The organism is uncultured Alteromonas sp. (assembly GCF_963976965.1).
Taxonomy (GTDB): Bacteria; Pseudomonadota; Gammaproteobacteria; order Enterobacterales; family Alteromonadaceae; genus Alteromonas; species Alteromonas naphthalenivorans.
The window spans coordinates 1-14,687 of record NZ_CAXBMP010000019.1 but is presented as its reverse complement, the minus strand read 5'-3'; the positions used below and the strand labels follow the sequence as shown (position 1 = coordinate 14,687).

Sequence of the window (14,687 nt, the reverse complement as noted above, 5' to 3'; positions counted from 1 at the left end):
ACTAACCCTCTTTCTCAATCGTGGTCAAACAGTCGCGTAAAATCGGGCCGTAGTTGTATTTGCCAGGGCATACATAGGTACACAATGCCAAATCTTCTTCGTCCAACTCTAAACAACCCAATGTCTGAGCACTGTCACAATCACCAGAAATCAGATCTCTAAGCAAAAGCGTAGGGATGATATCTAGGGGCATAACGCGTTCGTAATTACCAATTGGCACCATAGAGCGCTCAGAGCCATTGGTTGTTGTTGTCATATCAAACTTCTTGCTGCCACCTAAGTGACCAAGATAAGCGCGCGTGACGGAATGCTTGTCTGAACCAGGCGTGATCCAACCAAGGAATTTCTTCTCGCGACCTTCTTTAAGCAGTGATACTTGGGTGTGGAAACGACCTAGGAAGCCGTGAACACCTTGTGCGGTTACGCCGTTTAATACAGAACCTGAAACCACACGTACGTCACCGTCTTGTTGTTCGTTTGCTAGCAACTCTTCTAAATCAGCACCGATAGTGGTACGAACTAGACGAGGATTTTTAGCAGATGGACCACCAATAGCAATAACACGACGGGCATCTAGCTCACCCGTAGTAAGCAACGCGCCAAAGGCCATTACATCTTGGTAGCTAATGTGCCAAACCGTTTTATTCAAACCAGCAGAATCCAAATAATGGATATGTGTACCTGCTAAGCCGGCTGGGTGTGGTCCTCCGAATTCTTCTACGTCTACTGCGGCATCGCCAGTGGCTACTGATGAGCCTGGAGCTTTACAAACGTAAACTTTGCCGCCACTTAACTGCGTTAACGCTTTTAAGCCGTTTACGAAGTCATCGTTGCGCTCAGCAATAATCACCGCTGGGTCCGCGGCTAGCGGATTGGTGTCCATTGCTGTAACAAAGATTGAATTTGGTACCGAGTCAAGGGCTGGAGATTTGCTAAATGGACGCGTACGTAACGCTGTCCACATACCTGACTCAACTAGGATTGATTGGAGTTGCTCCCGCTCAGTACTCGCGATTTTGTCTGCAGCAATTTTATCAAAGCTAACAGCATCACTGCCATTAACCTTAACCACTACTGATTGCAATACACGCCTTGCACCACGGTTTACCTCTACCACTTCACCCGCAGCTGGAGCAGTGAACTTAACGCCAGGATTCTTTTTGTCTTCAAAAAGCATCTGGCCTTTTTTCACTACATCGCCAACTTGGACGTGCATGGTAGGACGCATACCCACATATTCTTCTCCCAGAATGGCAACGCGTGAAACAGCAGACCCTTCAGCGATCTCCTGCTTCGGCGCTCCCTCTATTGGGAGGTCGAGACCTTTCTTGATTTTTATCATATGTAATCGCACTACTCTAATAGAAATACTCTTTTGCATGACCGCAGACAATCCTGCTTATCAGCATGCAAAAGCGTACTATTGTTAAGGTGTAGAACACCTTTAATATTTAGATTGACGGAATTTACTTACTGTTACGGTCAGCCTGTTATGAAGCCGTAACTTACATTCCAAATGTATAAGCGACGTTATACGCCTTTTCTTTTATAGACCAACAGTGAAAATTTACACTTATTTTTGTTGTTGTATTACTGCAATTAACGCTGTTGTTGAGTAGAAGTAGAATAGACCCCTACTTAATTTCGGGATTTTAGCATTAACCGAGCGGTTTGTGCCACGCAAATCATAGATAAAGAGCAACTTTTCTATAATTTAATGTAAACCCCATTTACGTTTAAGTGGTAAGTAAACAACGAAAAAGCCGTCTATTCGACGGCTCTACTCAATATTAGGCTTATTTAAGTATAGTAAACCTCTACCATTTCACGAGCGGGTCAATATCCTGTTCGTAATCAACACCTTCAACATCAAAACCAAACAGTTTTAAGAATTCGTGGTGATAACCAGCGTAATCGCTTAGTTCATGAAAGTTCTCTTGGGTCACTTTGTCCCACAAGGCTTGAATTTTAGCTTGCGTAACGTCATTGGTTTCAATGCCGTCCATGCGATAGCGGTTTGCCTCATCTAATGTGGGTGTATCACCAAATAGGCAAGTTGAGAACAACCCATGTATTTGTTCAATACAGCCCTCATGGGTCCCGTCGCGCTTCATCACTTCCTGCATTAACGAGATATAAAGCGGCATAACCGGAATGGCAGAACTGGCTTGTGTGACCAAGGCTTTCAACGAACTTACATTCGCTTCAACGAGTAATTCGGTATTTTTGCCAATGATAGCCGCGGCAGCTCTGTCTAAGTCTTCTTTTGCTTTTCCGATGGTCGCTTGACCATAGATGGGCCACGTTAGTGCTTTGCCGATATAGGTGTACGCCGTGGTCTTGCAACCTTCAGCAAGTACGCCAGCCTCTGCTAGATGATCCATCCAGCGCTCCCAATCTTCTCCGCCCATGACTTTAATGGTGTTTAAGATTTCGTCGTCATTTGCCGCCTCTAGCGTAACATCATGCACTTTATCTTTGTCGGTATCGTACGTTTTGGTGGTGTACTCACGCCCCACAGGTTTAAGCGTAGATTTATAGACCACGCCCGTATCTGGATCGGTTCTGCGCGGTGATGCCAAGCTATAAATCACAAGGTCGACCTTGCCCATATTGGCTTTAATCTTATCGATTGTTTGCGCTTTAATTTCATCTGAAAACGCATCACCGTTAATAGTTTCAGCATAAAGCCCTTTTTTAGCTGCCTGCTGATGGAAGGCTGCAGTATTGTACCAACCTGCTGTGCCAGTTTTACGTTCTGAAGGCGCTTTTTCGAAGCAAACGCCAAGGGTTTTTGCACCATAACCAAATGCAGAAGTAATACGCGATGCCAATCCGTAACCGGTTGAGCTACCAATCACTAGCACGTTTTTAGGGCCATCACCTAAGTTGCCTTTCTCTTCAATATAGGCAATTTGTTGTTCTACTGACTTTGCACAACCCACAGGATGTGCGTTTGTGCAGATAAAGCCTCTCACTTTAGGCTTGATAACCATAATCATTTTCCTTTTTTATGCGTGCGCCTATTGTAAACGTGCAAGGGCTTATAACAACTCGGAGCAGATGACACTAACTAAGCACCGAACACCCTATTCATCAAAAAGATACACATGTACAAACGGGTAGCGAAGTTCGAAAGCGGTTTTTAAAGTCTATATCGAAAGAATATCTTGGAACGCTATGTAATGTATACGAAAACAAAAATGATGAGCGACTATTGCGCTAGAAGCAAATGAAAAAGCGAGAGTTCAAACTATATTACGAACTGAAAATAAGTAAGGCAGAGACAGGAAAAGGCAGAGACAGGAAAGTGAAGTATGAAATGTGGCGTTAAATATAAAGTGGAACGAATCATGACTACACATGAATAAAAAGGTGAGCCCCCACAAGAGCTCACCTTTTTGAGTGAATTAACTTAAGATATCAAGCAATTCAACATCAAAAATTAACGTGCTGTATGGTGCGATTGCTGCACCAGCACCTTGCTCACCGTACGCAAGGTCGTGTGGTACGTATAGACGCAGCTTAGCACCAACTTTCATAAGCTGTAATGCTTCAGTCCAGCCTCTGATCACGCCGCCAACTGGGAATTCAGCCGGTTGACCACGATCGTAAGAACTGTCAAAAACGTCACCTGAAGTAAGTGTACCGTGGTAATGAACGCGAACCGTGCTATCTGCAGTTGGCGTTTCGCCATCGCCTTCAGCCAATACTTCGTATTGTAGGCCAGATTCAGTCACTTGAACTTCTTCACGCTTTGCGTTTTCTTCAAGGAACTTAACGCCTTCTTCGATAACCGCTTTGCTTGCTTCTTCTTTCTCAGCTTGCATACGCTTATGGATTTCGCCGAATGCATCACGTAGTGCGTCGTTATCAACCTGCGGAGCTTGACCCGCGAAAGCATCTTTTAACCCTGTCACTACTGCATCAATCGCTAAACCTTCGAAAGGGTTAGATTGCAATTGTTGACCCATTTGAAAACCAATGCCGTAACTTGCTTGGGTTTCTACTGTGTTGAATGTATCAGTCACAAGAACTCCTGAAATTAAATTACAAATGCAGTACAAATTTCAAACAAACCGCGTTTCACGAATATGTTTCTGCATTTTCCGGTGCAAGAGTGTAGCACACCAGAATTTATCTTGCTTTGAGCATTAAATAGATGGGTGCAAATGGAACAAAATATTGTAAATTATAACGCAAAGTGGTTTTACAACTTGTTAAGTACTTAGTATGGTGAAGGCCATATAATTGGGAGGATAGCATGCACACTCATTACGATGCTGAACTAAAAGATACAGTTAGATACCTTGGCAAAACGCTAGGTGAAACCATCAAAAACCAATTAGGCCAAGAGTGGCTTGATCGCATTGAGAAGATTCGAAAAGACGGCCGAGCGTCTTATCAGGGAGACACGAGTTGCAGTGACGAACTGAAAGAAACTTTCAAAACGATGACCGACAGCGACTTGCTGACGGTAGGTCGTGCTTTCGCACAGTTTCTAAATCTTGGAAATATTGCAGAGCAAGAATATAACAGCGCAATGAACGTTGACGCGTCTATTGATGCACTGTTTAAGCATCTAGATAAAGCCGAACTCACGGCTGATAAAGTGCAAGAAGCTGTGGGCAAGCTAAACATCGATTTAGTGTTAACGGCCCACCCGACTGAAGTAACCCGTCGTACTCTTATCCATAAACACAAAGAACTAGCTGACTGCTTACAAGAGGTTCATCAAGAATCGCTAACTGGCGCAGACAGAAGTAAAGTTGAAACCCGCGTTGCTGATTTAATTAGTCAGGCTTGGCATACAGAAGAAATTCGCTCTGTACGCCCTACCCCGGTAGATGAAGCTCGCTGGGGATTTTCAGTTATTGAAAACTCACTGTGGGAAGCCGTTCCTGATTTCTTGCGCGAGCTAGATGGCCGCTTACAGGAAGATTACAGTGTGTCGCTTCCTCTAGATGCTTCACCGGTACAATTTAGTTCTTGGATGGGCGGTGACCGCGACGGTAACCCGTTCGTAACCTCAAAAGTTACCGAGCAAGTACTATTGTTAGCGCGCAAACGTGCCGCGAAACTTTTCGCATTAGATTTAGACCGCTTGCAAGTTGAGTTGTCTATGTACGACTGCAATGACGCATTGCGCGAAAAAGTAGGGGATGCGAACGAACCTTACCGCGCTCTACTTCGCCCTTTGCTTGACCGTTTTATCGCTACCCGAGATGGCATTGCTAATTATTTAGCAGGTAAAAAACCAGATACGTCTAATTGGATTGAAAGCAACGATGAACTGTTAGAAGCACTACTGCTTTGCCACCAGTCACTTATCGATTGCGGCATGGACGTAGTCGCTAAAGGCTTACTGCTAGATACCATTCGCCGTGCCCGCGTTTTTGGAATTCACCTACTTCGTTTAGATGTGCGCCAAGATTCAGAACGCCACGCCGATGTATTTAGCGAACTGACCCGCTACCTTGGCTTGGGTGATTACTCACAGTGGAGCGAAGAAGACAAGCAAGCCTTCTTGCTTCGTGAACTTGGCTCAAAGCGCCCTCTCTTCCCTGCACAATGGGGCGCATCTGACGATGTGAAGGAAGTACTTGAGACATGCAAAGTCATTGCTAAACATAGTAAACACGGCTTTGGTATTTACATTATCTCGATGGCAAGTGAGCCATCAGACGTACTTGCGGTTCAATTGCTGCTTAAAGAAAGCGGTGTTGATTGGCCGATGCCTGTAGCACCTTTGTTTGAAACGCTAGACGATTTAAACAACTCGCCAAGTGTTATGCGCAAATTGCTTTCTATCGACTGGTATCGTGGCTATGTGAAAGGCCGTCAGTTCGTGATGATTGGTTATTCAGATTCAGCCAAAGATGCCGGCGCATTAGCGGCAGGTTGGGCTCAGTATCAATCTCAAGAAGCATTGGTGGCTATTGCTGAAGAATTTAATTGTTCGCTAACTTTATTCCACGGTCGTGGCGGTACTATTGGCCGAGGCGGTTTACCTGCACACGCAGCGATTTACTCGCAGCCTCCTGGTTCATTGGAAGGTGGATTCCGCGTTACTGAACAAGGCGAAACTATTCGTTATAAGTTTGGAATGCCTAAACTGGCCAAACGTAGCTTAGGTATTTATGCCAGCGCGATAATTGAAGCTATGTTGTTCCCACCCCCAGCACCAAAGGAAGAGTGGCGTGAACTTATTACCACGATGGCTGGGCAAGGTCGTGACAACTACCGTGCTACTGTGCGTCATGACGAAGATTTTGTACCCTACTTCCGCGTGGCGACACCTGAACAAGAGCTTGGTAAGTTACCGCTAGGCAGCCGACCTTCTAAGCGTAAACCACAAGGTGGTATTGAAAGTCTTCGTGCAATCCCTTGGATATTTGCATGGGCGCAAACGCGTCTAGTCTTGCCGTCATGGTTGGGTGTAATGCGCGCTATCGATAGCGTGAAGAATGCCGAAAATGAAAAAGTCGTGAACGAAATGTTCGCTGAATGGCCTTTCTATCGTTCACGCCTATCTATGCTGGACATGGTATTTCACAAAGCGGACCCCCGTATCAGTGAAGCCTACGATGAGCGCTTGGTACCAGAAGAGCTTAAGCATTTTGGTGCAGCTCTTCGAGAGGAACTAAAAGAGAGTATTGCTTCATTGCTTGAACTCACTGGCGAAAACGACATCATGAAAGCTGATCCGTTAGGGAAAGAATCGATGGAAATTCGTGCTGCGTATTTGCAGCCGCTTCATTATTTGCAAATCGAGTTGCTAGATCGAATTCGTAAAGCGGGCGATGATGTACATAATCATGATTTGGAGCGTGCCATGATGGTGACTATTACTGGTATCGCAACCGGCATGCGTAATACAGGTTAATACCTATCTTGATAGGTACATAATCATGCTATTCAAACAAATAGCAAAAATAAAAAAGCCCGCTTAAAGCGGGCTTTTTAGTGAGTTTACATTACAAACTGATTATTAAGCCTGCAACTCAAAGCGATCGGCATTCATCACTTTAGTCCATGCTTTCACAAAGTCTTTAACGAACTTCTCTTTGTTATCATCTTGCGCATAAACCTCAGCGTAAGAACGTAATATAGAGTTCGAACCGAAGACCAAGTCGACACGAGTTGCCGAAAACGCTTGTTCGCCAGAAGCTCTGTCTACGATACCGTAAGTACTTCTACTCGTCGGTTTCCATGTGTACTTCATATCGGTGATATTCACAAAGAAATCGTTTGTAAGTGAGCCTATACTATCGGTGAAAACACCGTGACTTGTACCTTCGTAGTTAGTGCCTATGACACGCATACCACCTATCAGCACTGTCATTTCTGCCGCCGTCAACCCTAAAAGCTGGGCCTTATCTAACAGCAACTCTTCAGGCTTAACCACATAATCTTTAGGCAAGTAGTTTCTAAAACCATCTGCCTTAGGCTCTAGTGGTTCAAATGAATCAGCATCGGTCATTTCGTCGGTAGCGTCTCCGCGTCCAGCAGTGAACGGAACATCTACACTGAAACCAACTGCTTCAATCGCTTTTTCTACACCTACATTACCGGCCAATACGATGGTATCAGCTAGACTAGCACCGGCAGACTCTGCAAGGGGTTTTAATACCGACAACGCCTTAGCTAGTTTTTCCGGTTCGTTCGCTTCCCAGTCTTTCTGAGGCGCTAACTGAATGCGAGCACCATTTGCACCACCACGTAAATCTGAACCACGGAAGGTTCTAGCACTGTCCCATGCAGTCGATACCATTTCGCTTACGGTAAGGTCCGACGCAGCGATACTGGCTTTCAATGCATCCACATCGTAGGACGTACTACCTGCAGGTACAGGATCTTGCCAAATTAACGTTTCTTCAGGTACTTCCGGCCCGATGTAACGAACTTTAGGCCCTAAATCTCTGTGGGTTAACTTAAACCACGCTTTAGCAAATACTTCACTGAAGTAGTCTGGGTTGTTGTAAAACTTCTCAGAAATCTCACGGTAGATTGGGTCCATTTTCATGGCCATATCTGCATCAGTCATAATAGGGTTATAACGTTTTGATGGGTCTTCAACATCAACAGGCTTGTCTTCCTCTTTAATGTCGATAGGTTCCCATTGCTCTGCGCCCGCTGGTGATTTTTTCAATTCCCAGTCGTAGTTAAGTAGCAATTCGAAGTAACCGTTATCCCATTGTGTTGGATGAGTTGTCCACGCTCCTTCAATGCCGCTTGAAACTGTATCACGGCCGATACTACGAGTTTCGTGGTTCATCCAGCCTAGACCTTGCTCAACAATATCAGCACCTTCAGGATCTGGCCCTAAACGCTCTGCGCTGCCGTTACCATGGCACTTTCCGACAGTGTGTCCACCAGCAGCTAGCGCAACGGTTTCTTCGTCGTTCATGGCCATACGGGCAAAAGTTTCTCTTACATGAAGCGCTGTTTTAAGCGGATCAGGTTTACCATTCACCCCTTCAGGGTTAACGTATATAAGCCCCATTTGCACTGCCGCTAATGGATTTTCCATTGTGTCTGGGGTTTCAACGTCGTCGTAACGCTCATCGCTAGGAGCTAGCCATTCTTTCTCAGCGCCCCAGTAAGTGTCCTTTTCAGGATGCCAAATGTCTTCCCGACCAAACGCAAAGCCGTAAGTCTTAAGCCCCATGCTTTCATAAGCAACGGTACCAGCAAATACTAGAAGATCAGCCCAGCTAAGCTTGTTGCCATATTTCTTCTTGATTGGCCACAATAAGCGGCGCGCTTTATCAAGGTTAACGTTATCCGGCCATGAATTTAGCGGCGCAAAACGTTGGTTACCCGTAGATGCTCCACCACGACCATCTGCAATACGATAAGAACCTGCGGCGTGCCACGACATTCTGATCATTAGGCCACCATAGTGTCCCCAATCGGCCGGCCACCAAGACTGAGAGTCAGTCATCAGCGCTATCATGTCTTTTTTCAATTCATCGAAATCAAGTGACTTTACGGCTTCGCGATAATCAAAGTCGTCGCCCATCGGATTTGTTTTGGTATCGTGCTGATGCAAAATATCTAGATTTAGTGCTTCAGGCCACCAATCCATATTAGTGCTGCCGGTCGCTGTAAGGCCACCGTGCATAACGGGACACTTTCTTTCTGAATCATTTACATCGCCTAGCTTTGCATTACTCATTTACTGTACCTCTTCGGTGTTCGACAAAGGATTTCATCAATTAAAACTATTAATTGGTATAGCTTTATTCTAATTATTCGGTTGTAGTTAAGACAGTCAGTTTTTTAGATGTGGACGAATAGGTTTAACGATTAGAAAAAATTAAACCTTACGTCGAGAAAACAAGGCCTTATAAATCTATCCGTCAACTCGCTCATGCAGAATTAACTAAAGAAAGCGTAGACAATGATTATGAATTTTCTAGGACTTTTGTCTCTTTTTTTTGTAAAACTTTCCTGACATATCGTAGGATAAACAATCGAATTTAGAGTTAATCCCTAAGAAAGGAAGTCTCACTTGTACAGACTATTTATAAGCTTGCTCCTTGCCTTTTACTTTGCGCTAATGCCCGTAACAGCGCAATCAGAGCCGCTTACTTTGCCCCCAGGGCTGTGGGAAGGCGTGAGTGAGTCTAACTATAATTATAAATTACTCCAGATAAATGAAAACGGGGAACACTTCCTGTTTGAAGCAGGTATAGGCAATGCGTTTCGCCATATCCGACGCCTACCCTTTGATAATGACCATATTGAATGCAATACGCTAAATTGCGAAATAACACTTCCTTCTTATGAAGATGGATATGTTAAACATTTAATTTTATCTCCCTACATAGACACCGGTTACCAAGTATTAGAATCGACTACCAATAAAAACAATAAGCCTATCTTAAGTAGTACCTATCAGTTGGATAAGCAGAAGAACCAATCTTCCGTGCGCAACTTTATCGATATGTACCGAGGTTCAATAGAAGCATTAGCTAACTCAGCTACTGACGATATATTTGGCTTGTGGGTAGGCATTATGCGTATTAGTGGTAAAAATGAACTCATAAGTATTGAGATTTACCCGAACAAAGAAGGCCGCTTAGTGCGATTTATAAATGGTAGCAGCTATACCAATCAGACTAGCTTTAACCCTGAAGATATTCTCAAAGAAGGAAGCGTTTATACCGTTAAAACATCACATCCCACTTTTGCCAACTCACTGTTATTTACCATTCGGTCGTCGAATGTATTAAACGGCTATGCTTATTCAGTTTATAAAAACAGACCACTAGAAAGTATGACGTTTACCCTCTATAGAATTCACAACTAAGCGCCATACTGCGCCCCAAGTAGAATAGCGGCGTACACATGGGTATGAAATCAGTGTCGATTTCGTTTTGAAATTAGATTGTAGCCCATCCCTTGCCAAGGATGCAGTAGCGGAGCCTACAGGGAAGTATTTACGGCTGGTTGTTATCCGGCATGGCTATTATAGGAAGTAGCTATTTATTAGGCCGAGCTGTTCTGCAGAGGCCACAAACAAAACGGCAGGATTAGTAAGGTCGTGAAAAACTGTCAGCAGCGTGGATGCGGTCTTACAAAAAGGATTTTTTATTGCGTGCGATGCGTAGGTGTTGGTAGGTATACGGTTTGAAATTAAATAGTAGCCCCTCCCGTGCCAAGGATGCAGTAGCGGAGCCTACAAACAAAAAGGCAGGATTAGTAAGGTCGTAACAAACTGTCAGCAGCATGGATGCTGTCTTACAAAAAGAATTTATTACTGAGTGCGATGAGTAGGTGTTGGTAGGTATACGGTTTGGAATTAAATAGTAGCCCCTCCCGTGCCAAGGATGCAGTAGCGGAGCCTACAAACAAAAAGGCAGGATTAGTAAGGTCGTAACAAACTGTCAGCAGCATGGATGCTGTCTTACAAAAAGAATTTTTTACTGAGTGCGATGAGTAGGTGTTGGTAGGTATACGGTTTGAAATTAAATAGTAGCCCCTCCACCGCAAGGATGCGGTGGCGGAGCCTACATGGATGTATTTACGGCGTGGCTACGATTTGATTTCAAATCGGATGCCGAGCCTAATACATCCTTAGCCAGTTACGAAATCTACGCCTAGCTTGATGTCGCCACGAAGGCCTTCAAGCATGTCGTTTTTCGCTTTTTCTTCAAATGCGCTTAGCTCGCCGTATGGCAAGATTTCTTCAACACCGTTTGCGCCAAGGCGAACAGGGTGAGCGAAGAATGCAGCATCGTCGCTGTCGTCAGTTTGAACGTAAGTGTATTCAACCACGTTCTCACCTTGCATTGCTGCAACCAATGATAAGCAGAAACGTGCAGCTGCTTGACCCATAGATAGGGTTGCAGAACCGCCGCCAGCTTTAGCTTCAACAACTTCAGTACCTGCATTTTGGATACGAGTCGTTAGGCTTGAAACTTCATCATCAGAGAACTCAACACCTTCAACTTGCGAAAGCAAAGGAAGGATAGTTGTGCCTGAGTGACCACCGATTACCGGTACGTGTACAGAAGCAACGTCTACGTCTTTAAGCTCAGCAACGAAAGTCTCAGCGCGAATTACGTCAAGGGTAGTAACACCGAACAATTTGTTCTTGTTATAAACACCTTTCGCTTTAAGCGTTTCAGCAGCAATTGCCACTGTTGTGTTAACTGGGTTAGTAATAATACCAACACAAGCATCTGGACAATTGTCAGCAACACCTTCAATAAGGTTCTTAACAATACCAGCATTAATGTTGAACAAGTCTGAACGATCCATGCCCGGCTTACGCGGAACACCAGCAGGAATAAGAACAACGTCTGTACCTGTTAATGCACCAGCTAGGTCATCTTTACCGTGACCGGTTACTTTTACTGCAGTTGGGATGTGGCTCAAATCAACAGCTACACCAGGAACAACTGGCGCTACATCGTAAAGCGCTAGCTCAGAACCAGCTGGCAATTGTGTTTTTAACAACAAAGACAGCGCTTGGCCAATACCACCGGCAGCACCTAACACGGCTACTTTCATACCATTTCTCCTATGGGATTACTCACGTATTTAAACGGAACGTCACACTAATGCAACGCGGGGGAAAACTCAATCATCTGATGGTCTTAATACGGCCATTTAAGGCATTTTTACGTTGATATTCACTATCATGCATGATTATGCAATTAAATTGCGCAAAGGTCACCTGTAAGGCACAATATATGATAAATCGTTAATGACCATTTAACTTATTACCGCTAACTACTGTGCAGGACGCTATGGCCAACGCAAAACAAGAGCAACTGATTAAAGCCTTTAAAGAAATTTTAAAAGCGGAAAGCTATGGATCCCAGGGTGAAATAGTGGATGCCCTTAAAACTCAAGGTCATGACAATATTAGTCAATCTAAAATTTCCCGCATGCTAAGTAAGTTTGGCGCGGTACGTACCCGCAATGCCCGTGGCGATATGGTGTACTGCCTGCCGCCTGAACTGGGTATGCCTACCGCTAAAAGCCCGTTAAAGCAACTTGTTCTCGACATTGTGCATAATAATGTGATGGTGATTATTCGCACCAGCCCAGGTGCAGCGCAACTCATTGCACGCTTGCTTGACTCATTAAGCAAAAAAGATGGTGTACTTGGCACCATAGCCGGCGACGACACTATTTTTATCGCCCCTGCCGACGTGACACTTATTGAAGAGTTACGACAACGTGTGGAAGACCTATTCGAGAATGTCTAAGGCACAGCCTTAATTTTTGAGCAAAAAAAACCGCCATCACAAGATGGCGGTAAAGAATTTGTACCAGGGAGATACAAAACAACTTGGTAGCTGTGTATTTAAATTATCACAGACTCAGAAAAGAGTAAGAAAAGAAAAGTAAAGAATTTGAAAACTAGAAATTAATTATAAAATCCATCCTTAGATAAAAACAGCAACATTTAAACTCAACCTTTAAAATTAAATAATATCACCACCACTAAAAACATCCTATTATTCACCAACGTATAAATTCTAAAACCCACAAAAATACCATTGTCATTAATTGTAATTACAGTAACTTTCTTCCACTTTTCAATCTGTACTGAAACGCCCTCACCCACTTTTACTTCAAGCCAGATTTAACTATACTGAATTTGCGCAAAACCTGCGCCTTTTCTGCGCTAAACCCACAAAATTCATACACAATATCTACACACTATTTACCCCCTCACATTACTTCTTCATTTCTATTTTAATTAATATACAGCGTTACCTTTAAATAAATATTAAGAGAGAAAAAAGTAATATTTATTTTACCAATGTATAGAACCGTAAAGGTTTCATCGCTCTGCGTATAAATAAAGTAAATTAGGTCTAAATAGAACAAATTATACACTTTGTAAATTGCCAAATAGCACGACGAAGTGCTTAATTCTCCCGACAGAAAACATCTGCTCAAAATAAAAACTAATAAACGTCTATGTAATTACAAATTGTAATCACCTTCGACAAGGGGAATTAAAATGTTTGACACAAATAAACTCAGCACTGCGGTGAAGCGCGGACTATTACTGGCGGGTTCCGCTAGCCTGTTTGCCGCACCAATGGCCCTCGCACAATCAGATGACGAAAATTCAGCTGAACCTGTAGAAAAAATCCAAGTTACTGGCTCTCGTATTAAACGAGTGGATTTAGAGTCAGTATCTCCCGTTACGGTTATTACTGCTGAATCTATCGCGTTATCTGGTGATACATCGGTTGCCCTAGTATTACGTAACTCTTCGATTAACACTTTCGGTTCATTTCGCGGACAATCTGGCTACGGCAGCGGCGCATCTGCGTCAAGTGAAGTAAATTTACGTGGTCTGGGGGCTGGCGCTACTTTGGTACTAATGGACGGTCGTCGTCTACCAGGTTTAGGATACGATGGTGGTTCATCTTCTGATATGTCGATGATCCCGATGTCGATTGTTGAGCGCATTGAAATTCTTCGCGATGGCGCATCGGCCATTTACGGGTCAGATGCCGTTGCAGGCGTAATTAATATTATTACCAAGAAACAGTTCGATGGCGTTAATGTAGGCTACAGCTTTGAAGATCCAGGAGCAGATGGCGGGAACTCAAGCAAATATAACTTTTCAGCCGGCGTAACCAATGACAAAGGTAGTATCGTTTTCATTGCGGAGCATGAAAACACTCAAGAAGTCAGCGATGTAGCGGTTTCAGGCGAAAATGCACTAGATAGCTATTCAACCTACAGCCCTGTTGCCAATTTCTATGATACAGATACTAGTTCGTATCTTTATAACGAAGATTTGTGTGGCGATGTGGCTGACACATCGATTGAATCTGATCGTTGTGGTTATTACTACGGTAATACCACTTGGCTTTATGGCGCGTCTGAGAAAAACTCTTTAATGACTAAAATCGAGTACGAGTTAGCAGAGAACTTGCAACTTATTACTCGTTTCTCTGCACTACAGACATCTACAGACACTCGTTATGCTGCTACCCCAGTATCTACATCTTCGCTGACCATCGATGCGGATAACGCAATGAACCCTTATGGTCAAGATGGCTCTGTTTACTTCCGAACGTCTAGTTTGGGAACACGAGACACCACCACAGAAAAAACCACCTTTGAAATGGTGACAGGCCTTGAAGTAACCGTTCACCAGGGCCCTATTGACAGTTAGTAATATTTATTTTCAATGATCG

Annotated in this window: 9 protein-coding genes; 4 read left to right on the top strand and 5 right to left on the bottom strand. The window is 43.9% G+C overall.

Features of this window, described 5'->3' with window-relative positions; genetic code table 11:
* Nucleotide 1 precedes the first annotated feature (1 nt).
* From AAC006_RS14270 to AAC006_RS14260, 3 genes are all read right to left on the bottom strand, one after another.
* Nucleotides 2-1,342: a Na(+)-translocating NADH-quinone reductase subunit A gene (locus AAC006_RS14270; protein WP_013782590.1), complete on the bottom strand. Its 1,341-nt coding sequence runs from the start codon at nt 1,340-1,342 to the stop codon at nt 2-4.
* A gap of 475 nt (nt 1,343-1,817) precedes the next feature.
* Nucleotides 1,818-2,996 carry an enoyl-ACP reductase FabV gene (gene fabV, locus AAC006_RS14265; protein ID WP_013782589.1) on the bottom strand — a complete coding sequence of 393 codons (1,179 nt, stop codon included), beginning with the start codon at nt 2,994-2,996 and terminating at the stop codon, nt 1,818-1,820.
* Nucleotides 2,997-3,410: 414 nt separating this feature from the next.
* Entirely contained in the window at nt 3,411-4,031 is a 621-nt protein-coding gene (locus AAC006_RS14260; protein WP_339891725.1) for an FKBP-type peptidyl-prolyl cis-trans isomerase, read from the bottom strand.
* A 233-nt stretch (nt 4,032-4,264) separates the two neighbouring features.
* Here AAC006_RS14260 and ppc point away from each other — a divergent pair, with 233 nt between their 5' ends.
* The gene (gene ppc, locus AAC006_RS14255; RefSeq protein WP_338455921.1) at nt 4,265-6,886 is read left to right on the top strand and encodes a phosphoenolpyruvate carboxylase; all 2,622 of its coding nucleotides are present in this window, start codon (nt 4,265-4,267) and stop codon (nt 6,884-6,886) included.
* 105 nt (nt 6,887-6,991) lie between these two features.
* Here ppc and katG read toward each other — a convergent pair whose 3' ends face one another.
* A complete protein-coding gene (gene katG, locus AAC006_RS14250; RefSeq protein WP_339891724.1) occupies nt 6,992-9,181 on the bottom strand; it encodes a catalase/peroxidase HPI in 2,190 nt (729 codons plus the stop codon).
* Between the two features lie 336 nt (nt 9,182-9,517).
* Here katG and AAC006_RS14245 point away from each other — a divergent pair, with 336 nt between their 5' ends.
* On the top strand, nt 9,518-10,318 hold the full coding sequence (locus AAC006_RS14245; RefSeq protein ID WP_339891723.1) for a methionine sulfoxide reductase: 801 nt from the start codon (nt 9,518-9,520) through the stop codon (nt 10,316-10,318).
* 767 nt (nt 10,319-11,085) lie between these two features.
* On the opposite strand, the gene mdh is transcribed toward AAC006_RS14245, so the two are convergent.
* On the bottom strand, nt 11,086-12,024 hold the full coding sequence (mdh, locus tag AAC006_RS14240) for a malate dehydrogenase (RefSeq protein ID WP_129740136.1): 939 nt from the start codon (nt 12,022-12,024) through the stop codon (nt 11,086-11,088).
* A 239-nt stretch (nt 12,025-12,263) separates the two neighbouring features.
* Between mdh and argR the strand changes: the two genes are divergently transcribed.
* Together argR and AAC006_RS14230 are read left to right on the top strand one after the other, a co-directional pair.
* Nucleotides 12,264-12,728 carry a transcriptional regulator ArgR gene (gene argR, locus AAC006_RS14235; RefSeq protein ID WP_013782583.1) on the top strand — a complete coding sequence of 155 codons (465 nt, stop codon included), beginning with the start codon at nt 12,264-12,266 and terminating at the stop codon, nt 12,726-12,728.
* A 764-nt stretch (nt 12,729-13,492) separates the two neighbouring features.
* Entirely contained in the window at nt 13,493-14,665 is a 1,173-nt protein-coding gene (locus AAC006_RS14230; protein WP_339891721.1) for a TonB-dependent receptor plug domain-containing protein, read from the top strand.
* Nucleotides 14,666-14,687 lie beyond the last annotated feature (22 nt).